Below are 23,559 nucleotides of genomic sequence, written 5' to 3' on the forward strand. Positions count from 1 at the left end.
ACCTTAAGCATCCAGCTAAACCCAAATAACTTGAAACAGCTGAGTTAATATTGACTAAATTAGTTAGGTGAAACCCATGCATGAAGAAATATTTGGACAGCTAACGGTTGAAGATATGTATATCAAGCAAGCGTTCGATTTCTATCGAGACTGCCTACTTGGCAGTGACAACAAGCGCCTAATTGCATCTTCACTAACAACGATACCCACCGAGCTACAATCTCACGCTTACACAGGGATTTGTGACCGCACTTTAGGTTTACACATCCCTAACGGAAGAACACTCGAAGGTGGCGCTATTCGTGATCAACTTCAACATTGCGGATTATTAACAGCGAAAGGCGGGGAATTATTTCGTGGCTGTGTTGTTTTTCCAAAGCGTGATGAATTTGGTCATTTCGTTTCAGCCGTTGGCTATCGTTATGGTCGGGTTCGTTCATGGCAACCCGCTGTTATCCGCTGGCACAAACCTGAGTTGGGTCAATTTGTTATAGACGGTATGAAACTTGTTAAGGAAATAGCCTATGCAAAAGCCAAGCACTAATCGTTTATGGTGTTGTGTTCGCTACTACTTGGCAATATGCCTCTCTCGTGGACAAGCTGATTATACCATTCGAGCCAAGAAATACAGCCTTAGAAAATTCTGTTCGTGGTGTTTTGTTCGAAACGTATTTACTGCCCATGAGATTGATATCGCATTGATGGATGATTATATGGAATATTTCAATGCGTATCGCAAACCCAAGGACAACCAACCTATTTGTAAGGCCAATAAGTACGCATTACTGCTGAATGTGAAAACTTTTATGGGGAAAATGCATAATCGAGGGGTAATTGAAAACAACCCCGTCGCGCATATTGAATTACCTTCAGTAGGTAGACCATTACCAAAAGCTATTTTCACCGCAGAAGAAGTTAAAAAAATTCTAGATCAACCGCTTATGCTTGGTGAAAAAGGACTTGTCGATAGAGTCATCCTTGAAACCTTTTTCGCTACAGGTATTCGCAGAGTTGAGCTAAGAGATCTCGATGTTGAAGATATCGATGTTAAGCAGCAACTTGTGCGTATTAGAAAAGGTAAAGGTGACAGAGAATACATATTGCCTATTAGTGAACGAGCATGTGAATGGATTGTGTTTTACCTTGCTAAGTTAAGACCTCAACTTGCCACCATTACATCAGGCAGTGCACTTTTTCTAAACGATAAAGGAGCACGTTTTAGAGTCAACGGACTATCTGATACCGCTTCACGTTTTGTTCGACTTGCAGGTTTTAAACGTGGCGGAGCGTGTCACTTGTTTCGTCACTCAACAGCAACGATCATGTTAGACAATGGCGCTGACCTTCGTCATGTGCAAGAAATGCTCGGTCATGCGAACATCTCCAGCACACAAATTTATACGTTTTTTTCACGCTCCAAGTTGACTGAGGTTTATAACAAAACTCACCCATCTGCGTTGATTGATAAGCGCTTCCATCAATAAATTTGAAAAATAACTTATAGTGTACGTTGTAAGATACCAATCATTAATGCGTTAAGGTCAGTAAAATATTAAAGTGGTAGCAGCCGAAGCGTTTGACGCTATGGCTACAGCGATGAATGTGGCAGGTAAAACCGAATCATTAATACAATCAAGATAATAGCAATTTAGCGCTTACTAAGGTAAAATTAAAAACAATAAAGGAGGCGTTATGGCAACAACAGTTTCTAAACAAAACAGTGAAAAAAAAGTAAAATTCACTCCCAATATGGATAATTTCAAGGTTAGTTTGAGCTACGAAGGTCTTTTGCTGAAAAAGAGTAGTGAAGGTAAATCAATTGCAGATTTAAAACGTAAGTATGCGAGATAAATACGGGGTAGCCCACGATAAATATTGCTATCCTGACTCCGACGTTTTAATTAACTTGTTAGATATCCGTGACTCTAATCTGCTGGATGAAGCAGAAGCCGAGTTCACCGCTGAACGCTATAGAACCTATGAACCTTCCCAATCAGAACTTTTAGACTTTTCCTTCGAGCATTTAAGGCAGCTTCATCGTCACTTATTCCAAGATTTGTTTGCGTGGGCCGGAGAAACACGAGATGTGGATATTTCTAAGGGGGATACTCGCTTTTGTACTTGGACACGCATTGAGCCTGAAGCCAAAAAACTATTCAGAAGTATCCCTGCACTAGCCGACTGCCATGACAAAAATGATGTCATTTATAAGGTCGCAGACTTGTTTTGTGAGCTGAATTTGCTTCACCCATTTAGAGAAGGAAACGGGCGAGTTCTTCGTTTCTTTTTTGAAGAGCTGTTATATAGCTTGGGATATGATGTTAGTTGGCCTCAAATTTCACAACAAGATTGGATTGATGCAAATATTGCAGGTGTGAACCTAGATCTCAGCCTTATTATTGTAATTTTTGAACAGGCGATAACTGAGCTATAAATTAAGTTCTAAGCATACAGGATCATATTTACGATTATATTACTACAAAGCACGGATCTATCATCCAAAGCTAGGGCGGTTCCTGCAAACTGACCCTGTGGGTTATGAAGACCAGATGAATCTTTATGCTTATGTGGGGAATGATCCGGTTAACCACACTGACCCAACTGGAGAATTTACGTTTATTAGTGGTGGCTTTGGTGCTTTGGTTGGCGGAATTTCCGCGGGTGTCACTCAAATGGTTTCTGATGTTGTTTCAGGTAAGGGCGTTTCATTAGATAGGACAATTGGGGCTGTTGCTGGAGGGGTTGTTTCAGGGGCTATCATAGGAATGACGGGAAATGTTACAGCTGGACTCGCTGCTGGTTCCGCGACAACCAGTGCCACTACTCAGCTTCTCGAAACCGGAAGTATAGATGGCTCCAAAGTAGTTGCTGATACTGTGATGGGTACAACAATTGGTAAAGTGCTTCCTAATGTTAAAGTTCCCGGTTTAACTTCAGGGAATGGAAGCATGTCACGTGTTGCACAAACTCAGGGCAGCAGACTAAACAATGGGACAGCGCGTTCGTTTTCTGCTAAAACTGTCGGCAAGGCATCTATCGCAAACGTCGTAGGTGGTGTAGGAGTTGCTACGACTAGTAATATATCTAATGCCCTTGGGTTTCCTGAGGGAGTGAATCAAGTGTTGGAGAATACAGGTAACTGTTTTCCTGCAAACCCTCACTGTTAAAATGATTAAATAAGCGAACTTATGATTAACCTGTTGAAAAAGATACCTCTGCACCTTTATGGGGTGCGGGGCTTTTTAAAACTTACATTAAAATCAGGATTGCAAATTGTTAAAGCAATTTTGATACTTTTTGTTGCTATGATGGTGCTAAACATCTTATCGAAAGGTTTTGGTGGTTTCATAATCTACCTAAGCTCCGTCGAATACTGGTCGCTACTCAGAGAAATCTTAGTATTTGTCATTTCGATATCACTTATTTTTCTGACTTTCGTGGTAGGGCGCAACTTCTACTTTTCAATAACATATTGCTCTAAGAAGAAATTAAGCCTCTCAGATTTTTACGATAAGGAAAATAGCGAAATTCTCAAAATTTGGGACGGAGTTGGTAAAAAGTAAGCGTCCGGCAATCCCACCTAGGTTTTAACATTATGCCATGGTAGCAATTGCTCGATGTTAACCTCAGCTTGACTAAGTTGCTCAAGCGTTGTCATCACATAGTCGAATGGCGTTAGTGTAGACCACCACGCAGATATCATAACTTTTACCAAGTTATCTATCATAAGATCTGGGCATAATTTTCTATTTTCCCACGCTTCTATCGAACGCTAAATTTTCTTTGCCACGTTAACGTCATACGATTTCCCACTTCGCCATCATACCTTTTACCATTTTGTATCATAATCTCGACCAACTTCTCATCATTAGTCTTGTCGTTTTTTACCTAAAAAAAGAGCCAGATCCTGATAGAACTGGCTCGGTATTGTGTTGTTTAGTGCCTAGTTATGATGCTTTTGACTGGCTATTTAGGGACTTGTTGGGTAATTAATTCCTTGGTGTCAGTCGTTAGAATTACACTAACTTAAGTTTACTTTCCAAGGTAGTATTTCTTCTGGGTCGACGTTACCTTCCATCATTTTCTGCATGACGTGCACCAAGTAATCGTATGGCTTGATGCCGCAGGCTTTGGCTGTTTCAATTAACGAATAAAGAACGGCACTGGCATTTGCACCGTTAGCCGTTTGACTCATCAGCCATCCCTTTCTGCCTATCACGAACGGTTTTATAGCTCTTTCACTGCGGTTGTTATCGATATTAATTCGCCCATCTTCGATGTAGTGAATGAACTTGCTCCATTGGTTAATGGCATAGTTGATGGCTTTGCCGAGTAAGCTTTCTGGCAATATCGTTAAGCTCGATTTGTCTAACCACGCTTTAAATTGGTTAAGCAAGGGCAGGCTTTGCGCTTGTCTGATTTGGTAGCGTTCTTCAATCGTTTTATCTTTGATTTGCATCTCAATGCGATACAGCTTTTGAATATGATTAAGTGCCCAGTCGGCTTTACCCACTTTGGCGTTTTTACCCTGCATCTTTTTAGCCTCCACGAATTTGCGGCGGATATGTGCCAAGCAGGCTACCAATTGGGCTTGTGTAAGATGATAGCCGGCATACCCGTCAACCCCTAAATAACCATCATAGCCCCGCAAGAAGTCCGCGGCACATTTGCCTGCGCGGCTGGGATGATAATCATACAGCACAATATTGGGTGTATCATCCCCGTTGATGTTTCCTGCAGGCGAGTCTGCACCGCAGTTATATACCCACATGTACGATTTCACATTGTCATCGCCCACCACTATCATGGTGGTTTCGTCACCGCGGATGTAGTCTTGCTTAAGCAAGGTGTCGTGCCAAGGCTCATAGGTAATGGGTTTAAATAAGGCGCTGATTTTAATCAGCCAATCTGACATGGTTTGCCGCGATATATGAATGCCAATGTGACCCAGCATGGTCTCCAATCGATAAAGCGGTAAGCCATATTGGAACTTACTGACAATGATTTGGGCAATTAAGCTTGGGGTCGCATAACTTTTAGGTAAAATTCTCGCCACTGGTGGCGCTTGTTTAATCGGGGTCTTGGTGCCATTTTTTTCACAGGCGCGGCAGGCGTATTTTAAGCGATGATTCTCAATCACTTTAATTGTCGCCGGCACGTATTCTAGCTTTTCAGTGACATCTTAACCCATGACATGCATTTGGCCTTGGCAGCAATCGCAGGTTTTATCGGCCTCATCAATGTCGTGTATCACCACCTCACGCTCAACAGTATCATCAACGACTTTTCGATTACGTTTTTTGCTCTTGGCGGTATATTCGGTGTATTCGTCCTCATCCACTAATTCAGCTTCAACTTGTTGGGCAATGTCTTCCGCTTCGTTAAATAGCTCACCTTGGCCAGGGTATTCTTCATTTTTGCTGGCAAACAGCTTATGTTTCGCTAATCGAAACTGCTCTTGTAAAAAACCTAAATGCTCACGCTGTAGGCCAATTAACTCTTTTGCTTCATCCACCGACAAGCCGTGCTCAAGGTCTTTTTCATCCAAGAGTTTAATACGCTTTTCGCGTTGATTATAAGACTGTTCGGTACGTGTTTTCATGGCACGCATTTTACCGCAAACCATGGCTAAGGTGTTGTTTTTACTTAGACTAAATCGTGATCAATAATCTGTGCTTATGATCTGGCGTTATAAGCCCGCAGACGCATAGAACAAGGGCTGGTGACCGTGTATATCAAAGCCACCTAATAAACTATTAAGTTGTTGTTGAGTCAAACTGATAGACGTTTGCGTGCTGCTAGGCCACTTAAACGCTTCTTTTTCCAAACGCTTGGACCACATGGCTAGACCGGTGCTATCCCAGTAGAGAATTTTGAGGCGTTTGCGGGTGCGGTTGGTAAAGACAAACAACGCGCCAGACATTAACGGTACATCAAGCTCTTATTCTCATGCGGCAAGGCCCTTTAGCAAGGTGGCTAGCCAAATAGGATCGCATTGTGTTGATAATGATAATTGCGCATGCTGAGTTTGTAAAATAATCGTGCTAGGTATAGGCGATACTTGCGCTTTCACAAATTGATTGGATTGTGCAACTGCTACCGATCTCGCGGATTGTTTCTGTGACGTGCTTTTCTTCCTGCCCATTGGTGTTGTCAGCCCCATAGCGTGGCGACGAGAATAGAAGGTTTGCACGGGAATTTTGCGCTCAAAGCAGAACTGTTTAGTGGTCCCGGCAAACTCTTCGTGAACTTGCATTATTTGTTGTCATTGTTTGGTTGTACGTTTAGTCATGCTTGGTTCTCAGTGGTTGAAAACCTTATTGTCTAATATTCTAAACGCTTAGCACATGTGTAGTTCTAACGATTGACATAAAAACTGCACGGTTAACAAAAACCTCTAGATTATCCCTAAACGCAGAAATTTTTGCCAATACCGACAAACTGGCAAAGAATTCACTCATCTGCCAATTAAAATTAACCCCCTAAAACTAAGAAGCACTGCTGTTTAGCAGTGCTTCAATCGATTATTGCTTAGTGTTTAAGGTAATCAGTTTTAATTCAATCTACCGCAAGGAGCAATGAAGCTATATGTAGACACTGTACAAATTTGGCCTCCATCCGGTTGCTCAATGCACGTTCTGATTGACGTTCTGTATCCACACCAATCAAGTCTACCGCCATCTGGGATATCAGGTCCAACAAATGGGTCATCAAAAGTTCCGTCCCCACCTCCTGGCAGTGTAGACGGACTAACTGGCTCTCCATCCTGTAAAAACTCTCTCAAACAATCTGTCACGGCAACATCTGACATATCGATATTACCACCACCAAATATTTCAGAATACTTAAAGCCGTCAATTTTCGTTAGTGCGGGATTCAACGATAGGCTAAATAAAGTTCTACCCCTCGTTGAGTCGCTGTATACATTCGCAGTAAACGCTAATCTATTCTCAAAACTAGTACCTCTGGTTATCACCAAATCATTTTTAACGTACTGCAATCCAATTGAAACACCACCGCCAGTGACGTGCACATCTACAGACGCACTGTTAACTAAGGCTTCATTTTCATATTGAACGGCAGTGACACCACCAATAGAAGCCGTGACACGTGATGCAAGCTCAGTCCTGATGTCCCGTTTTTCATTTAACCCCTTAAAGTACGACACCGGATGACTTGAGCAATCATTGCTACCGGAAGATGAGTAAGGAGCGCTATTGCTTAGACTATAGGCTGGTATTGGAGAAAGCTCTGCCGACGTTATGCTTGCGCTGTTCACCGCAGACGCAAAGTCCTTATAAAAGTCAATGTATTTCGTCATTAATGCACTTTCGATAGTGGATAATGGCATCAAACTGGTGACACTAACTCTAGGACGATTTCGTGAATCAATGGAAGTTGTAACATCAAATTTAAACACATTTTCTGTATTATGCACAGGAACAAGTATCGTTTGAGTTATAGATTCGCAAAACGTACTATTTTGAGAATTTTGATAAATGCTACAAGTATTTTTAGGAGCATTCTGTATTGCAATATTTTTCGCAGCATTCAAATCGCAATCTTTGCAAGCAAATGCAGCGGTTGGCTCTCTAGCACTTTCATCAAGCGATGGGAAAGCAATTACTGACGATGTGCTCATAATTAATAACACAATTGGTAAAACAAATTTCATAGAGTTCCTCTCTGTATAATAGTTCAACCCAAACCATACTAGATAAGGCTAGGTTGAGCCTCTTTTGGGTTTATTCCGTTAGTAGGCCGATAATTTGTTAAAATAGACCTCGCTGAACCGTAAGCTAAAAATGTAACAAATTCAACTTGAAATTATAATATGGGTTCTGAAGGCTATGTAAGAATACAAACGACTAACAATCTTACTTAAGTAAAGTGGCCTAGTCATTTTTGCCAAAGATTTGTAGTAATTTCAAGATTATTAGTCCTGTGTCCGGTTGTGAACTGCCGAAAGGAGTGTCAATTCTTTTGTCAGCTGTAAAGCCGTATCTGCTGTCTTAAGTTAGATGGATGCTTAGACCCGCTTTTCGTTCCTCTCTCTCCGCCAAACACTGTCTAGCCCTTGCATCACGCGGGGCTACGTATTTAAAGGGTTTAGTGGATTGACCTCATGTGCTTACTGGTACAAAGGGTTGGTACAAATGAGCACTATGACTTCACCTTACAAACATCCAAATTCTGGTATTTACTACTTCAGGCAAACTGTTCCTAAATCTCTAAGGCTTATCATTGGGAAGAGTGAATTTAAAGCGTCTCTGAGAACTTCTATGTTAGTCCAACTTTATGACCGCACGCTCTGTGGGTCAGTTTTGGATGCAAATTAACAATTCTGGTAGTGCATTGTTTTTAGCAAATAATGGCAAACGTTTTAAACCTAATAAGTTGTCAGATATGGTATCTCGCTATGTGAAATTAGCTGGTATTAAACGTGCAGGTTCTTGTTATTTGTTTCGCCATGCGACGGCAACGGCTATGTTCGATGACGGTGCTGATACACGTCCCGTTCAAGAAATGTTGAGGCATGCTGATATTTCAACAACGCAAATCTATACTCATGTCTCGCGATCTAAGTTGGCTGAGGTTTATGGTAAATCTCACCCGTCGGCTTTGAGTGATGATAGTATCTTTTAAACAAAAAAAGGGTAATGCGTTTTCATTACCCTTTTTTTTGTAATGATAATTGGTAATGGATTACTATGATACTCATCAATAGATAATCAAAATTCACACCAGGGTATTCAATATGGCCATATTTCACGCCTAATAATTGTTTTTCACGCAGTTGATTTAAGTTCTCAGTCATAATATAGTTTGTAATCATTATTCATGGTGAGATTGTTTATATAACTATTTTTCATGGGTGATAATCGTTTTTTACGGTAAGTAATCATTTTTAGGTTGGTAATATGGTATTAGCTAAACGAGCAAAGTTTTTTGATGAAGAAGTCTATCCAGAGCCTGAAGCCGAGCTGGTTGGTTATGCTTGGCTTATAAATGAGTTTCATCTGAGGGTTCCAGCTCCTAACTCTATATGCGCAATTGTTCCAGCTAAGAATGCTAAACGCAGCAAAGGGAGGTGGTTAATATGGGGAAGCCGTTATCAGCCTAAAGCTCATTGGTTTGCGCAATTAACATTCGCGTTAAAATACGAAGGTGTTGATTTAGCAATTATGAGGAGTTTATTTGGCGTTTTGGTAATAGAAGACATTACCGCTTCAATTGAAAATGAAATAACAGGCTCTTATAGCCGTAGAATTTGGTTTTTCTATGAGTGGATTACAGCTCAAGATCTACCCATTAAAGATATTACTAATGGCAATTATGCTGACGCGCTAAATGAAGAGCTACAATTTGGCTGTGCCAAAACAAAAGTTTCTCGTCAACGAATAAATAATAATTTACCGGGTGTTAATGGCTTTTGCCCTTTAATTAGAAAAACAGAGAAGCTTGTTCAGCATATTGAGGAGAATCTAGACCAAAAGGCGGCAAAAAATATAGGTAATGTTCACAGTGATTTACTTGCAAGAGCCGCTGCTTTTCTGTTGCTTTCAGATTCTAAGGCTTCGTATACCATTGAAGGAGAGGCCCCTCCTCATAATCGTATAGAGCGATGGGGGAAAATCATCGGTCAAGCAGGCATGCAACCACTAACAGTAGAAGAGATCGAGCGTTTACAAGAAGTAGTAATTCCAGATCGTCGATTTATCCTGCCGGGAATTCGTTGCGTTGGTGGTTTTGTTGGTGAGCATGATCGAGTAACCAACGTACCCATACCTGAACACATATCAGCAAAGCCAGAGGATTTAGATGAATTGCTCGCTGCCTATCTAAGTGCATATGAACTAATGAAAAGTTCAGGATTTCATCCTGTTTTAGCTGCTGCAATCATTGCTTTTTCGTTTGTGATTATTCACCCTTTAGAAGATGGTAATGGACGAATTCATCGCTATTTGATTCATCATGTATTAGCTGAAAGTGGCTTCACGCCTAAAGGAGTTATTTTCCCTGTTTCAGCGGTAATTCTAGAAAAAATAGAAGAATACAAAGCCGTGTTGGAGCAATTTACACAGCCGCGCTTACAGTATGTCGAATGGAAACCGACCGAAGATAATAATGTTCATGTAACAAACGAAACGGCTGATTTGTATCGATATGGGGATATGACGTGCCAAGTAGAGTTTTTGTTTGAGTGTGTAAAAGAGACAGTAGACACTGTTCTTCCTGAGGAAGTCCTTTATCTTGAAAGATACGATGAGATTTGGAACTATGTAAATAATCGATTCGACATGTCTCAGAAAAGTCTAAGTTTACTACTTAATTTTTTGCGTCGAAGTAATGGTCAATTATCGAAGAGAGCCAAAACTAAGGAGTTATCTGCACTAACTGATGTTGAAGTAAAAGAAATAGAAAGTAAATACCAAGAAGTGTTTTCGCTTGATTGAGTTGAACCATTTTGTCAGTGAACAGTTAGTAGTTGTATAAGAGATAGCACTTATTAACTGTTCATTAAACATGCTAAGCTTCATGCGGTTCAGCGACGAATCGATGATGTTCTGTTAAATATAGCCAAAGAAGTAAGGCCGTCTCTACAAAGCACTTTATTCCCATTTCAAAAGAAAGTAATCTGGATTTAGTTTCGGATTATTTTATATGCAGGCACGATACTATGATCCAGTGATTGGGCGGTTTTACTCAAATGATCCGGTGGATGCGGTCAGTCATCTAAGTAATGCGGAAGGAATAATGGGGTTCAACCGTTATTCATATGCAGTTAACAATCCTTATAAGTATACTGACCCAGACGGTAAGGCTATTTGCGGTGGTGCTTGTGTTATTGGCGCAGGAGTCCTTACTTATAAGGCATACAAAGCGTATAAAGCATTTAGGGCTGCTGCGGTAGTCGGTACCGCAGTTGTAGCAACTGATGCGGTACTTAATGAATCGGCTAATGGGGATGCCGTTGATGGTGTTAAAGAGGGTAAGTCGCCAGCCCAAGGAGAGGCAGGCGCTAAAGGCCAATTAGAAGGTTCTGGAGAACAGGATGGTGCACTCGACGACTTGGGTAGCATTCCTCTAGAGGAGGGTAGCGAATGGTCATCTCCTGATGGGAGCAGGCAAGGCGGAACCGTTGGTGATGGAAGTGGGAGAAAAGTTAATGTTCATCCAAGTGGCGGTGGTGATTCTTACCCTCAGGGTACGCCTACGTTAGAAGTTCAAAAGCCCAACGGAAAAACTGAAGTTAAGATTAGATACCCAGAGGATAAAAGCTCTTGACGCTTGATCAAATCAACAAACTGATAAAATCGATAAATGATACGTTGATTCACCCTTCTAACTTTCCACTAATCAGGAAGGGGAATAATGTAGCGGCGTTCATTAAATCTAAAGAAAACGAGAACTGGATGTTAAAGGACGTTTTTGAGGAGACTATTTTCAACTTGGCTGAAAGCTCTAAATGCCATGAGCTAATTGTCGCTGAAGATTTTGAGAGGTACTATAAGTCTTCAGGAAAAACCGTCAGACTAAATGATGTAGTGCTCAATAACTGGCAAGACTTTTCTTGTTTTTGTGCAAAGAGTGAAATGATTTCGTTTTATGTTTTTGATCATAGTTTAAGCTGGTGTGCATGGTTTAATGATAGTTATTGGTGTTTAGTCTTTGATAATTCGTTTCAAGATGTGATAGCCGCATCTTGTCAGGATGTTAGTTTAGCTTACGATGTTTTTCCTGAGGCAGATTCACAATTTAAGTTATTTATCGATAATCTTTATGGTGTGTCGTGAATAAAATAACTAGGCGCTCACAATATCTAATTTAAAAAAGAGCAAACCGTACACTGTTGATTTGGGAATCTACAGATGAATTGAGGGAGCACGTGCGCGAACGTGATCAAGAATTAGAGAATAATGAATAGTTACCATTATAGATTCATCATTGAAGGTTTGAACTTTAAATTGAATAACAAAGACCAAGCTCTGACTGGGTTTTATACTACGTTATTCATTGAAGCATCGACATATGAAGATGCTAGGGCTAAAGTTGCTTTATTGATTTTGAATAGGTTATCTGAAAACAATATTATTAAAAATGATTCGTTTATGTTTAAACCGTTTTTAGGTATTTCGAAATCATATAGAGCAGATAGCAATATCGAAAATAATGAAGGTTTTACATTTTTCGACATGAGTCTAAAGGATAGTTTAGTCTCGACTGGCAAGTCTTTTCTAGCATCATTAGGATTACTAAAACAATCAGAATAAAGGGGTCAGTGTAATTTACGAGATCGTGGGTTCAGATTTGTTAAAAAACCGGATTCAATATGAGCATAAAAACATGGCAAGAGGACCGAGCTGAAATGCTTCGCGAAGACCGTCGAGAATGGCTCCTAGTGGTTGCGATTTCACTTGCTGTTCTTGCGTCGGGCGCATTGCTAGCTTATCTGGTGCAGGGAAAATAAACAGGACACCCACTTTAAAAATAGAATAAGTACATTGATAGAAACTAATTTTAAATGTAATTTCAAAGAGTCGCTTTCAAGTCTATTTGAGAGCGGCATTGAATCATATAGTGTCGTCAAACCGACAAATGGGCGCCCAGATTGTATTTACTTGAAGATTAAAGATGGTCGTACTTTACGATTAAGCTCTTATATTAATGAGCTTGATAATTGGGATGAAATTGGTTCACTAAAATTAGATGTTTTGCAGCCGACTGCTAGTCAAATTAATTTTAAGAAACTAACATCGAAATGGTGCTCTATAAAACGAGCTTCTCGGCTCGTTATTCACGGCGAAACAATAAAGGCAGATTGTGGACTAAAGTTCATCAATGAACTTGATCACTTTTTGATAATACTTCCAAGTTCATTTCCTAATAGGGTAGAAATCAAATCAACGTTTTATGATGGGGATTTCGAGCCAGAGTGTGACCTTGTGCAATATAGTGAAGTAAAATTGTAAAAATAGCCGGCAATAACACCGTTCGGCTAGGCAGCCCTTTCCGGTATAAGTAATCAGTTGTCGCCGGTTAGGTCAGCACTTAGTGCCAGCGCCACTAAAGTGGAGACACCAGTTGTTTTGACTAGGCTCGCCGTTTTGTGATGACCATGACAACCAGCTTATGCTGCCCAGTTAACTGAAGCTATTAGAGTTAATGGAGTCGGAGCTACATAATAGTGCAACCCCTTCTTCGAATTGAGCAATATTACCATCGCCGTGGATTGGTTTTGCTGAGCAGCGTATTCTAGCAGTACCATTAAGCTCGTCCAATCCAATTTTTTTGTAGTACGTTGCTCATAAATTAAGTCTAGTAGCAACAAACATTAGATATCAAAAATGAAGTTTTTATCAAATGAATAGTTTGGTATTGTGCACCAGGCGAAAGCGGCAAACGCCTAATGCTAGATTAACGATTTACTTTTGGGGTGCAGATGATTTCAGTTGATAGATTCTTAAAGGTTGGCTGGGATATGCCAGACAGCATATTTACATTGTTTTCGGAAAGCACTGAAGGTGAGCGTGTGTCTTTTGTCAGTAAGGTGACGTCCGCCGCGAAAGAAATAAATATTACAACTGCACAGATTGATTTTCAGCAATTCGCATCCCTCGATGAAGCTTTTCAATCGGATGATTGGCAACAGGTTATTCAATCAATCACAGTTCCTGCGCTTAGAAGTTTAGTCATATTTAAAAACGTCGATGCAATGGCGCAGTTTGACTGCCCGCATGCTTATACTCTTCGGACAATACTGACGACTGCAATCAATGAAAATGTAGCGGCTATTTTCACCGCCGCGGAAGCTGCTATTCACACTATGTTCAACGATAGTCGTGCGCCGTTTTACAGTAGTCATTTCCCCTTATAAATCGGTATGAACAGTTTGCGTTAGCAGTTGCGACCTTACGCCCAATAACAATTCAAACTCTCTTTAACCTTACCCGTAATTTTATCATAAAATACACAAAGTACAAAAGTGGTCCAGTTTGTTGTCATTTTGTGGTCCAATTATTTAGCACGCAGTGTTCCAATTGCGCACCGTTGTTGGTTCAATATGATGGGATTTTACAACTAGTTGATAAGCGTGTCTAAGGGAGTTTAATTGAACAGGGCCACGAAATGTGGCCCTGTTCATCGGTTTAGAACCCGCCAATTATTGATAATCTAGCATTAAAAGGTACAGCAACTGTCGCTTGGTGAGTCGAGTGTGAGTTTGGGTAATACAACTTGTCTGTTAAGTTTTCAACATTCAGTTGAATACGCATAGTGTCACTGACATCGTAATAAGCGGATGCATCAAAGCGCGTATAACTTGGTAAGATTGCCGTATTTGAATTGTCGATGAAACTCTCATCTTGATAAGTTGCGCCTAAGCCCAGACCCATAACATCATTAATTTGATAAGTATTCCAAATAGAGATATTACTCTCTGGTACTTCTCGAGGCGACCTTCCTGTGCCGCCGTTGCGGTCGACTATTTCTCCGTCTAGCGTACTGTAGTTAAACGAGACAGACCATGCATCGGTAACTTGCCCTGCGAGTTGCAGTTCAAAACCTGATATTTCAGAATCAATTATGTCTAAGGTTGCAGGGTCGTTATCTGCTACTTGAGGCGAGCTTTGTTCATTCTCAAATAACGCAGCCGTTAAACTGAGACCGTCGGCAAAGTCCCACTTTATTCCTATCTCTTGATTGGCGAAAGTGTCAGGATCAAGTTGATTATTATTACCATTAATATTTGCAAATTGCTCGCCACTGCGAGGTAAAAATGATTCGCTATAGCTAGCATAGATTGATACGTTTTCTTGAGGTTTATAAATAATACCTGCGCGCGGTGAAACTTGTTCATCTTTGCGTGAGCGTGTCTCAAGTGAGCTTGGAACGGCATTAAATACCTCTATGTCAAAGCTGTCGAAACGTGCGCCAATGATAATATCTAGGTGTTTAGAAATTTCAATTTCATCTTGAATATACAGTGAAAATACATCGAGGCCTACTCGGGTATCATCATTTAAGTCAGTAAAGTCGGTAGTGAAACTCTCACCACTGGCATTAACCCCAGCAAAACCTCTTAAAGAAATTGGCCTACTAGCAATAAAAAACTCACGATCATCAATTGTCGAGCTAAACACAGGGTTAAAGCGGTTTTGGTCTGAGTTTGTCTGAACGAAATCAGCACCCACGATCAATGTGTGTTCAAAATTCCCAGTTTGAAACTCGGCAATCATGTTGCTCGATAAAATTAGATTATCGCGCACAGTGTTATCAATATAGCCGTCTAACTCAACGATGTTAGTGTTTTGGTCATAGCCGCTAGCATAAAAATTCGCGTAAACCTTATCATAATCGCCATAAAACGCGCTGAAATTACCTTTGATGTTATCAGTAAACTGATGAGCTATATTGGCTCTAAAAATATGCGCCTCTAATTCATGATAGTTATTTTTAGGATCGGCAAATACGATATCTTTTAAGGCTTCTACAGGCATTCCATCGGTTCCTGTGGGAATTCCTCGATCTATAAATCGCTGATGATTAACATACTCATAAGATACATCCACCGTGGTATTGTCACTTAGTTCTAAGCGAGCAGTTGGATTAAACCCATATCGCTCGCCGTCAAAAAAATCACGGTTATTTTCTAGGCTCTCGTACATTGCGTTTATGCGGACTGAAGATGTGTTGCTCGTATCAATATTAGAGTCAAGTTCAAGGTTAAATCCGCCAAATGAGTTCAATGACGCTTTATAAGCATTAAAATTCTCGCCCACTTGTGCTTTTTTTGATACACGGTTTAGAATGCCGCCCGTGCCGCCGCGGCCAAACAACAGCGCATTTGGGCCGCGCAATATTTCAACTTGTTCTACGTTATAAAGCGCGCGATAGTATTGAACGTCATCTCGGTTGCCATCTATGTAAAAATCTGCTGTTGAACGGTTTCCACGAAAAACAATGGAATCACGATGGCCTTCACCTTGAGAATTATTTACGCCAGGTGTGTAGTCTATCATCTGCCCTATGCTGGTGATCCCGCGTTCACTTATTTGCTCTGCCGTAAAAATAGATAAGCTTTGCGGAACGTCAATAATTGGAGTGGGCGTCTTGATTGAGTTTGATTCGTTAATAGAAAGGTATTGTCCCTTTACGACGATCACTTCTATGTCTTTTTCACTCTGAGCATATGCAATATTGCTCATTAATACTGCCGTTGCAATAACTGTTAACTTCAATTTCAATTTTATTTCTCCAAGTCTTCTGACCAAACAATACGGATTATGTACATTATTTTGTGCATGATTGTACACAATAAATAATAAATAGAATACGACTCATTCGTATTCTGATTATTGTTTATTTAAAAAAGTGAATATCTGTCGCGAAAAGTTTACCTTCGTCAGAAAGTATTTTTTTAATTAGGCTATATATGGTTCGACAAGTTAAAGAAGGTAGGTATTTTCAGTTGTTACTCTAATGGCAGTTGACCTAAGAATGCAGGAGACATCACAAAAGTACTAATTTATCCTTTTTTTCGATGCAAAGCATGCTAATTGAGCTGAGAAAACCAGCATGTAAATATGGATTCAATTGTTGGCGACTCAGTTAATATTTTATTTACTATGGATGGGTGAACGATACAAATGGTCGGTATGCAGGAGTATTTAAGGCGCAACACGCTAGCTTACTGTCTTCTTCTTAGTAGTGCCATTGACTGACTTAATACTGTTATCAGTCGATGGCACTGTATCTTTATGTACGCGCCGCTTGTTAACCTTGAAATGTCATCTTAAATGCATTATCCAGATCGGCGATGAGATCGTCAGGATGCTCTAAGCCAATTGAGAGGCGAATAAGGCCGTCGGTCACACCGAATTTATCTCGTAATTCTGTAGATACGCCAGAATGAGTTGTACTACCTGGATGGCAAACGAGACTCTCGCTGCCACCGAGACTCACGGCAGATTTAAAAATAGATAGGTTGTTGATCAGTCGAAATGCGTCTGATTTAGACACATCCAGCACGAACGAGAATGTTGAACTAGGCCCTGAGCATTGTCGCATATAGACAGCTTGGTAAGTTTTATCTTGAATGAAGTCAGGATGCAGAATTTTTGCACTTATGTAGGCATTATCTGCGAGCCATTTTGCTACTTTCTGCCCGCTACTAGCGGCTCTTTCCATACGGATACTTAAGGTTTCAAGTGAGCGCGAAATCATCCAGCTTGTATGTGGGTCAAGGTTCAGACCAATAATACCGCGCGTAGCGCGAACCGGACGCAGCATTTCACGGCTTCCACACACGGCGCCTGCAACGAGATCGCTGTGACCGCCCACATACTTAGTTAGTGAGTACATCGCCATATCGAGCCCCTGGGGCACGACTTGCTGGAAAATCGGACCCATCAGCGTGTTGTCGCACACAGTGATAGGGCGATGATCTGTTTCTGTCTCTATGCTGTCTAACACGCGGTTTAGCGCTTCAAAATCAACCAGCGAATTCGTTGGGTTCGCTGGTGATTCAATGAAGACCATGGCAACACGGCCTTTTTTGCCAGCATCACGTAGGGCAGTGAGCATGCCTTCCTCATCTAGCCCATCATCGAACTCAGCCGTTTTTATGTTGAATTGAGGTAGAAATTTGCGGATAAGGGTTTCGGTGCCTCCGTATAGAGGCGCACTTTGAACAATCACATCGCCAGGGCGCAAGTAAGCAAGCATTATAGCGCTTATTGCACCCATGCCGCTGGAGCAGACTACAGAGCACTCTGAGCCTTCAAAAAGGGACAGTCGGTCTTCTATTATTTCGACGTTAGGGTGGTTGAAGCGGCTGTAGATTAGGCCGCCAACACTTCCCTCTGGAGCAGGCTTGCGGCCAGCCATAATGTGGAAAGATTCTTCGCCCTCTTCAGGTGTTTGGAACGTGAACGTAGAGGTCAAAAAAACAGGCGGTTTAACAGAGCCTTCAGAGAATTGTGGATCGTAACCGTAGGACATCATCATTGTCTCAGGTTTAAGCTGATGATCACCGATTTTGCTTTTCTTGTAGTTTCCGTCGTTAGCCATTGTGTGATTTCTCTCTTTGGTTTCGTTTTACGTATTGTTGAATATTACGCCAATATTTTCCTGCAATAAGCCAATTTCGCTTTTTAATCCTATGGTGCACCCTCAAAATTACACAGCCTTAAGATAATAAACCAGTTACTTAATCTATTGAACCGTCCGTTATTAAAAATTATAAATCTAGCGTCATTATTTTGAGCCATTTGATTGCATCTAAAAATGTCAGGTTTTTTTACAGCCCAATGATAAATATTAACGTCATATATTCAAGTGCCTGAATATGTTTAACTTAAAATTATGATGCGACTAATGCATGTCAAGTTAGGTGAGCTGTATATTGTTTAATTTAAAATTTTGAAAAGGAACCCTCATGACTACGTTTAAACTTTTTTCTGTAGTGATAAGCCTAATAGGTTTAGCCACTTTTTCTAACTTTGCTTCTGCTACAACGATTTCCGTCGGAAATTTTTCTTCCACCCTTACCGGAACATTGGTTAATGACGCAGGCCCCGGCTGTTCTACTGGCAACTCGTGCTTAAAGCAAACTTATGACACCACCAATAATTTAGCTTTTTTCGGTACGACCGGCATAGCAGCGATAGCAAGTAGTGTTTTAGGTAGTCATGATCCGTTCCATGACGAAACTAACATCAATGACGGCTCGTACGGGAATGGTTCATCATGGATTGGCAACACTATAAACTCTTGGGTTAAAATTGATTTAGGTTACTTTGCTAGAATTGATCAACTAGTGTTTGGTCGCTATCGCGTAGGTGCTTGTTGTAGTGATCGCCAAGCTGGGTTCTTTACAATAGAAACTGCGCTTACCGACGACATCTTTGCAAACGGCAACAGCGGAAATGACAATACGGAATATGCTGTCGTTGTAAACAATAACGCAGTGTTTTATACCGGCGGTCAGAGCGTTAAGGTTGATTTCAATACAGGCGCCTCACCACAAACAGTTACGGCTCGGTTTCTAAAGTTTACGTTCGCCAATCGTGACACAGCAATTGACGAAATCGAAGTGTATGGCACACGTGCTGTATCCAGTCCAACCACGCTTATGCTATTTTTCTTTGGTTTAGTCACAATGCTTTTTATTAGGCGCCGTGTGCGTTAAACGACTAAAAATAATGAAGGGGATAGGTCATTTATTGTTCGCTTTCATTTTGTTGACTAAAATGGTTAAGGACAAAAACAGCCAACTGTATTTTGTCCTGCCTTAACAGCTTGTTATATTTTTAATGACTCACGGTTTTTGAAAATACATTAATAACTACAACACCAGCTAAAATTAAGAACATACCTATAAATGCAGCTAAATCTGGTATTTGTTTATACATAACTGCACTAATTGAAGTAATTAAAAAAATGCCCATACCCGCCCAAATAGCATATGCGATACCGATCGGAACCGTTTTTAGTACTAAAGATAAAAAATAAAATGAGATTACATAACCAATGACGCAAATAGCACTAAAGGTTGCATTAGCAAAACCATCTGATGCTTTAAGTGCTAACGTTGCTATCACTTCAGCAGCAATCGCTATTGCCAAATACCAATAACCCATGCTCAACCCTCCGATAAAGATATGCCGGTATATTAACCCGAAGTCGGACTAGATGCATTGGATGCTGTCAAAATAGCTGAACGCTGAGGTAACTTTTACAGTATTTAGTAAACTTAACCGTTTGCGGAGGTACATCTGTACTTGATATTTTATGTTCAAGCGAAGCCATGTTGCGTGGAACAGGGTGGTGGTTTATTCTTCTTATACTGAATGCGGGAGCTGGCACAGCAAATGTACAAAGAACTCAGCCTGTGCGCACTGCAAAGTGCTGCTTGTGTCTTATTAATTATCAAATTTAAATGTCATAATACATAGGGAACTTTTTTTATATCTTTTTATCATCTTCTACCTCAAGAGCCTGCTCATGAGTGTATCTAGCACGGTGACAAAGCCGCCTAATAGGATTAAAGCATTCTTTCAAACGTATTTTATTGATGCTTTTACCGGTATGGCGTTAGGGCTGTTCGTTACATTGATCGCTGGGCTGATCATCTCGCAGATTGGCGGTTGGTTGCAGCTACCAGCCTTGGTATCAGTCGGCAAGTTGGCCTCTGTGCTGATGGGTGGGGGTATTGGTGTGGGTATTGCTTATTACCTAAAAGCGCCGACTTTGGTGGTCCTTAGCTGCTTGGTAGCAGGCATGCTTGGCGCGCATTCTGAAGCGCTGATGACGGGTACACTATTCATCCCACAACCAGCAGGCCCTGCGGCCTTTATTGCGCTGCCGGGTAATCCAATTGGGGCGTATTTAGCTGCTGTTTTTGCCTATCGCGCTGGGACTTGGGTGGCGGGCAAAACCAAACTTGATATCATACTCATTCCCTTAGTGGTATGCGTAGTCGCCTTAATAGTTTGTGCGCTGCTTAATCCGCCTGTCGTAGCCGCGGTAAATAGCATTGGTTTAGGTATTCAAGCAGCAACTGAGTTGCAACCCCTGTTGATGGGTATTGTCATCGCTGTAGTCGTCGGTATCCTGCTAACACTGCCAACGTCCAGCGCTGCTATATGTATTTCAATTGGACTTGGCGGTTTAGCGGGCGGGGCAGCAGTGGTCGGTTGCGCATCCCACATGATTGGCTTTGCGGTCGCTAGCTACAAGGATAATGGCATCAGCGGGGTGATATCCCAAGGGTTGGGCACTAGTATGTTGCAGATCCCAAATGTCCTAAAAAAGCCATTAATTTTATTACCTGCTGTAGTCGCCAGCGCTATCGTTGGTCCTATCGCTACTGTCGGTTTTCAGCTTGCCTGCACAGCAACGGGAGCTGGTATGGGTACCGCAGGTCTAGTCGGCGTATTTGGAGTCATTGAAGCCTCGCAAGATATAATGAGCAGTACGCAGTTATGGACAGCAATTATATTATTGATGTTCGTACTACCCGCTATTATCGCCTGGAGTGTCGCTTATATGATGCGCCGACTAGGTTGGATAGTAGCAGGTGATATGAAATTGCCTTAACCATCATCCCGTTCTATGTAACAGGAGTTGATTTTGCTTTAGTTTAAGAATGACTGCGTAAAGCGGCATAGTTAATTTGGCCACCTAACTAGAGGTATTATGAATATAGGAGTCTCTTAATCAACGGATTGCTTTTTGATGAAATAAGTTACGAGGTTTAAATTTGTCCGACAATTATTATAACGACAGAGTTGAAGAGTTAGCACAACAATATTTGTCGCTATCGTTCGATGATGTCCATCATAATTGGGCTCACCACTTACCCCCAATACTCAAAAAACCAAGTTCAACTATTTTGGATGTTGGGGCAGGTGCTGGAAGAGATGTGAGCCACATTGCAGAAATTTCTGCGCATTATGGCAACGAAGGTAATAATTGCAGAATCTATGCGGCAGAACCCGCCATCGAAATGATGAAAGTAGGGCAAGAAACCACGCGCAATCAAAACGTCCAATGGTTACAAGATCCCTTACCTGCTTTGGAGAAAACAACTCGGCTGGAAGTGAGTTTCGATTTAATTTTACTGAGTGCCGTTTGGATGCACGTTCCTCCAAGCCAGCGGGCTCGGTCTATGCGCAAACTCGCTAATTTGCTCAAGCCAGGTGGTAAGATCATTATTTCACTCAAATTTGGCACGACTGTTGAAGAGCAAAAAAAACGCCAGATGTATGATGTCAGTGTTGAAGAGCTTGAGCATATAGCGCAAAACCTTGGATTGTTCTCAAAGTTAGAGGCCCAGAACGAGAAAGACAAATTAGGTCGTGATGGCGTTCATTGGCAAACGCTGGTATTGCAAATGCCCGATGACGGCACTGGTGCGTTTCCATTTATACGCCATGTCGCCATCAACGATGGCAAAGCCGCAACTCACAAGCTTGCGTTGCTTAGAGTATTGTTGAGGATTGCTGACGGTCAACCCGGCGCAGTATTGAGACGGGAAACATCATTGCACGGCGACAGAGTCATTTTGCCGCTCGGATTAGTGGCTTTGTATTGGATACATCAATACAAAGATCTTATTGATCATTATAAGTTATTTCAAACGCCTAACAAAAGTCCAAATATGGGTTTTATGAAAGATGGCGGTTGGACCAAGTTAAACCATAGAACGAGCTCTGATTTTCGTATTGGTAATTTGTTTATAGGTGAAGATGCAAAGTCTTTGCACAAAACCTTATCGGCAAGTGCACAAAATATAAGAGACATGCCCAGTAAATACATCACACTTCCCAATAGTGATGCTCGTGTGTTTGAAGTTGCAGCAAAGACGGTAAGGCCGAAAGACAGTTTATTTCTTGATTTAGAAACGCTAGCGCAGTGGGGGGAGTTCTCGTTACCAGAATCAACATGGTTGGCGTTAAGTCGATATGCTTGTTGGATTGAGCCCGTATTGGTGAATGAATGGGTAAAAGCGATGGCTAGTTACAAAGGCAACCAAAATGATGTTGGGGCTGATAAACGAGCCTATATGCATAATGCACTTCAATGGTTAGAACCGAAGCGTACCACTGCCGAAGTGCGCAATAGATTTGAATCGTTAAAATTAAATCAAACAATGCAGTGCGTGTGGTCAGCCAAAACACTTAATCGCAAATATGATATAGATCACAGTATGCCATTTGCACGCTGGCCTAATAATGATTTGTGGAATTTAGTGCCTAGCAACTCGAAGATAAATAATGAAAAGCGAGATAGACTGCCAACAGAACGAAAACTAGTTGATGCTAGAGAGCGCATGTTGCAATGGTGGAATATGGCTTGGGCTGATGATATTGATTTAGGGAATGAATTAACCTGCAGGCGACGTTTCTTTGCTGAGGCTAATATTGCATTGCCAGGGCTGTCGATTGATAACATATCAATCGATGATTTGTTTGAAGCGTTGCTGTTACAACGGGCCCGTTTGAAAGAGATGCAGCAGTTGAACGAGTGGTAGCATAGCAGGAGCATGTAAGGTTTAGTTAGGTGGCCAAATTAACTATTCCACTTCATTTACCTCAGGACAAAAACAATATCTAGACTTTCACCGTGAATTCATTTTATTAGCGCATGACTGATACTATGAATTCAGATTAACAACGCAAACTCTTCATAGTTGAGTTTCATAAGCTTTATCTCATACTCGACAGTTTGTAACCGTAAATTATTCAATAATAAGAAATTTTTTCCTTGCTCTCGCGCGTCAGTAGTTTGGTTTGCGCCAACAAAAGTTCATTGCTGTCATGAATGTATATTCTGGCGAACATGACAGTACCGCCATTGCCAGTTATTCTTTCACGCACTGATGTAGTGAGTAAATAATTAGTTAACCGAATCCTGTTTAAGAAAATTCAACTAAGCGCCCGTTCCAAGATCTCATCTTTCGACATAGACACAACAAATCTACAAAAGAACAAGCTTCAACCACTGCTAATGCCAGCGAACTCATCGGCTAAATAAGGGGTCTCCTGCCTATAA

General features: G+C 41.2%; 24 protein-coding genes and 1 pseudogene. 17 read left to right on the forward strand and 8 right to left on the reverse strand.

What is annotated here, in order from left to right:
• Positions 1-76 precede the first annotated feature (76 nt).
• The 5 genes from G399_RS0103950 to G399_RS21200 all read left to right on the forward strand — a co-directional run bounded on the left by G399_RS0103950 (position 77) and on the right by G399_RS21200 (position 3,167).
• Complete coding sequence (locus G399_RS0103950; protein WP_006009005.1) at positions 77-544, forward strand: hypothetical protein; 468 nt, start codon at positions 77-79, stop codon at positions 542-544.
• Complete coding sequence (locus tag G399_RS0103955) at positions 525-1,484, forward strand: tyrosine-type recombinase/integrase (RefSeq protein ID WP_026843437.1); 960 nt, start codon at positions 525-527, stop codon at positions 1,482-1,484. Before G399_RS0103950 ends, G399_RS0103955 begins: the two co-directional genes overlap by 20 nt.
• A 208-nt stretch (positions 1,485-1,692) precedes the next feature.
• Positions 1,693-1,851, forward strand: a complete 159-nt coding sequence (locus G399_RS22245) for a hypothetical protein (protein ID WP_006009007.1) — start codon at positions 1,693-1,695, stop codon at positions 1,849-1,851.
• Entirely contained in the window at positions 1,841-2,434 is a 594-nt protein-coding gene (locus tag G399_RS0103965; RefSeq protein WP_006009008.1) for a Fic/DOC family protein, read from the forward strand. Before G399_RS22245 ends, G399_RS0103965 begins: the two co-directional genes overlap by 11 nt.
• Positions 2,424-3,167, forward strand: a complete 744-nt coding sequence (locus G399_RS21200; protein WP_081585717.1) for an RHS repeat-associated core domain-containing protein — start codon at positions 2,424-2,426, stop codon at positions 3,165-3,167. Before G399_RS0103965 ends, G399_RS21200 begins: the two co-directional genes overlap by 11 nt.
• Positions 3,168-3,580: 413 nt before the next feature.
• On the opposite strand, the gene G399_RS22725 is transcribed toward G399_RS21200, so the two are convergent.
• The 5 genes and pseudogenes from G399_RS22725 to G399_RS0103995 all read right to left on the reverse strand — a co-directional run bounded on the left by G399_RS22725 (position 3,581) and on the right by G399_RS0103995 (position 7,675).
• Positions 3,581-3,703 carry a hypothetical protein gene (locus G399_RS22725; protein ID WP_006009010.1) on the reverse strand — a complete coding sequence of 41 codons (123 nt, stop codon included), beginning with the start codon at positions 3,701-3,703 and terminating at the stop codon, positions 3,581-3,583.
• Positions 3,704-4,021: 318 nt separating this feature from the next.
• Positions 4,022-5,602: pseudogene (tnpC, locus tag G399_RS20140) on the reverse strand (IS66 family transposase).
• Between the two features lie 87 nt (positions 5,603-5,689).
• Positions 5,690-5,923, reverse strand: a complete 234-nt coding sequence (tnpB, locus tag G399_RS20145; protein ID WP_081585719.1) for an IS66 family insertion sequence element accessory protein TnpB — start codon at positions 5,921-5,923, stop codon at positions 5,690-5,692.
• 24 nt (positions 5,924-5,947) lie between these two features.
• The gene (locus G399_RS20150; protein WP_034896128.1) at positions 5,948-6,256 is read right to left on the reverse strand and encodes a hypothetical protein; all 309 of its coding nucleotides are present in this window, start codon (positions 6,254-6,256) and stop codon (positions 5,948-5,950) included.
• A 297-nt stretch (positions 6,257-6,553) separates the two neighbouring features.
• Positions 6,554-7,675, reverse strand: a complete 1,122-nt coding sequence (locus G399_RS0103995; protein ID WP_006009016.1) for a hypothetical protein — start codon at positions 7,673-7,675, stop codon at positions 6,554-6,556.
• 490 nt (positions 7,676-8,165) lie between these two features.
• Between G399_RS0103995 and G399_RS22840 the strand changes: the two genes are divergently transcribed.
• The 9 genes from G399_RS22840 to G399_RS0104040 all read left to right on the forward strand — a co-directional run bounded on the left by G399_RS22840 (position 8,166) and on the right by G399_RS0104040 (position 13,879).
• Positions 8,166-8,339, forward strand: coding sequence for a DUF6538 domain-containing protein (locus tag G399_RS22840; RefSeq protein WP_342339853.1), 174 nt, complete (start codon positions 8,166-8,168; stop codon positions 8,337-8,339).
• Positions 8,329-8,646: a tyrosine-type recombinase/integrase gene (locus G399_RS0104000; protein WP_006009018.1), complete on the forward strand. Its 318-nt coding sequence runs from the start codon at positions 8,329-8,331 to the stop codon at positions 8,644-8,646. The genes G399_RS22840 and G399_RS0104000 overlap by 11 nt, the downstream gene beginning before the upstream one ends.
• 275 nt (positions 8,647-8,921) lie before the next feature.
• Positions 8,922-10,457, forward strand: coding sequence for a Fic family protein (locus tag G399_RS0104010; RefSeq protein WP_006009020.1), 1,536 nt, complete (start codon positions 8,922-8,924; stop codon positions 10,455-10,457).
• Positions 10,458-10,665: 208 nt separating this feature from the next.
• Positions 10,666-11,289 (forward strand): RHS repeat-associated core domain-containing protein, encoded by a 624-nt coding sequence (locus tag G399_RS0104015; protein WP_006009022.1) that lies wholly within the window; start codon positions 10,666-10,668, stop codon positions 11,287-11,289.
• Positions 11,290-11,417: 128 nt separating this feature from the next.
• Positions 11,418-11,798 carry a hypothetical protein gene (locus tag G399_RS0104020; protein WP_006009024.1) on the forward strand — a complete coding sequence of 127 codons (381 nt, stop codon included), beginning with the start codon at positions 11,418-11,420 and terminating at the stop codon, positions 11,796-11,798.
• A 123-nt stretch (positions 11,799-11,921) separates the two neighbouring features.
• The gene (locus G399_RS0104025; RefSeq protein ID WP_026843441.1) at positions 11,922-12,275 is read left to right on the forward strand and encodes a hypothetical protein; all 354 of its coding nucleotides are present in this window, start codon (positions 11,922-11,924) and stop codon (positions 12,273-12,275) included.
• A gap of 59 nt (positions 12,276-12,334) precedes the next feature.
• Positions 12,335-12,472, forward strand: a complete 138-nt coding sequence (locus G399_RS21905; RefSeq protein WP_006009028.1) for a hypothetical protein — start codon at positions 12,335-12,337, stop codon at positions 12,470-12,472.
• Positions 12,473-12,506: 34 nt separating this feature from the next.
• Complete coding sequence (locus tag G399_RS0104035) at positions 12,507-12,974, forward strand: hypothetical protein (protein ID WP_006009030.1); 468 nt, start codon at positions 12,507-12,509, stop codon at positions 12,972-12,974.
• A gap of 470 nt (positions 12,975-13,444) precedes the next feature.
• Positions 13,445-13,879: a hypothetical protein gene (locus G399_RS0104040; protein WP_006009031.1), complete on the forward strand. Its 435-nt coding sequence runs from the start codon at positions 13,445-13,447 to the stop codon at positions 13,877-13,879.
• Between the two features lie 271 nt (positions 13,880-14,150).
• Here G399_RS0104040 and G399_RS0104045 read toward each other — a convergent pair whose 3' ends face one another.
• Together G399_RS0104045 and G399_RS0104050 are read right to left on the reverse strand one after the other, a co-directional pair.
• Positions 14,151-16,247: a TonB-dependent receptor gene (locus G399_RS0104045; protein ID WP_006009033.1), complete on the reverse strand. Its 2,097-nt coding sequence runs from the start codon at positions 16,245-16,247 to the stop codon at positions 14,151-14,153.
• Between the two features lie 529 nt (positions 16,248-16,776).
• Entirely contained in the window at positions 16,777-18,072 is a 1,296-nt protein-coding gene (locus tag G399_RS0104050; RefSeq protein ID WP_006009035.1) for a cystathionine gamma-synthase family protein, read from the reverse strand.
• A 367-nt stretch (positions 18,073-18,439) separates the two neighbouring features.
• Here G399_RS0104050 and G399_RS0104055 point away from each other — a divergent pair, with 367 nt between their 5' ends.
• Positions 18,440-19,192, forward strand: coding sequence for a hypothetical protein (locus tag G399_RS0104055; protein WP_006009039.1), 753 nt, complete (start codon positions 18,440-18,442; stop codon positions 19,190-19,192).
• A gap of 121 nt (positions 19,193-19,313) precedes the next feature.
• Here the strand turns inward: G399_RS0104055 and G399_RS0104060 are convergent, their stop codons facing one another.
• A complete protein-coding gene (locus G399_RS0104060) occupies positions 19,314-19,643 on the reverse strand; it encodes a DMT family transporter (RefSeq protein WP_006009041.1) in 330 nt (109 codons plus the stop codon).
• A gap of 364 nt (positions 19,644-20,007) precedes the next feature.
• Here G399_RS0104060 and G399_RS0104065 point away from each other — a divergent pair, with 364 nt between their 5' ends.
• Positions 20,008-21,102 carry a PTS sugar transporter subunit IIC gene (locus tag G399_RS0104065; RefSeq protein WP_006009044.1) on the forward strand — a complete coding sequence of 365 codons (1,095 nt, stop codon included), beginning with the start codon at positions 20,008-20,010 and terminating at the stop codon, positions 21,100-21,102.
• 163 nt (positions 21,103-21,265) lie between these two features.
• Positions 21,266-23,038, forward strand: a complete 1,773-nt coding sequence (locus G399_RS0104070; protein WP_006009046.1) for a class I SAM-dependent methyltransferase — start codon at positions 21,266-21,268, stop codon at positions 23,036-23,038.
• The last annotated feature ends 521 nt before the right edge of the window (positions 23,039-23,559 follow it).

The organism is Brumicola pallidula DSM 14239 = ACAM 615, assembly GCF_000428905.1.
Classification (GTDB): domain Bacteria; phylum Pseudomonadota; class Gammaproteobacteria; order Enterobacterales; family Alteromonadaceae; genus Glaciecola; species Glaciecola pallidula.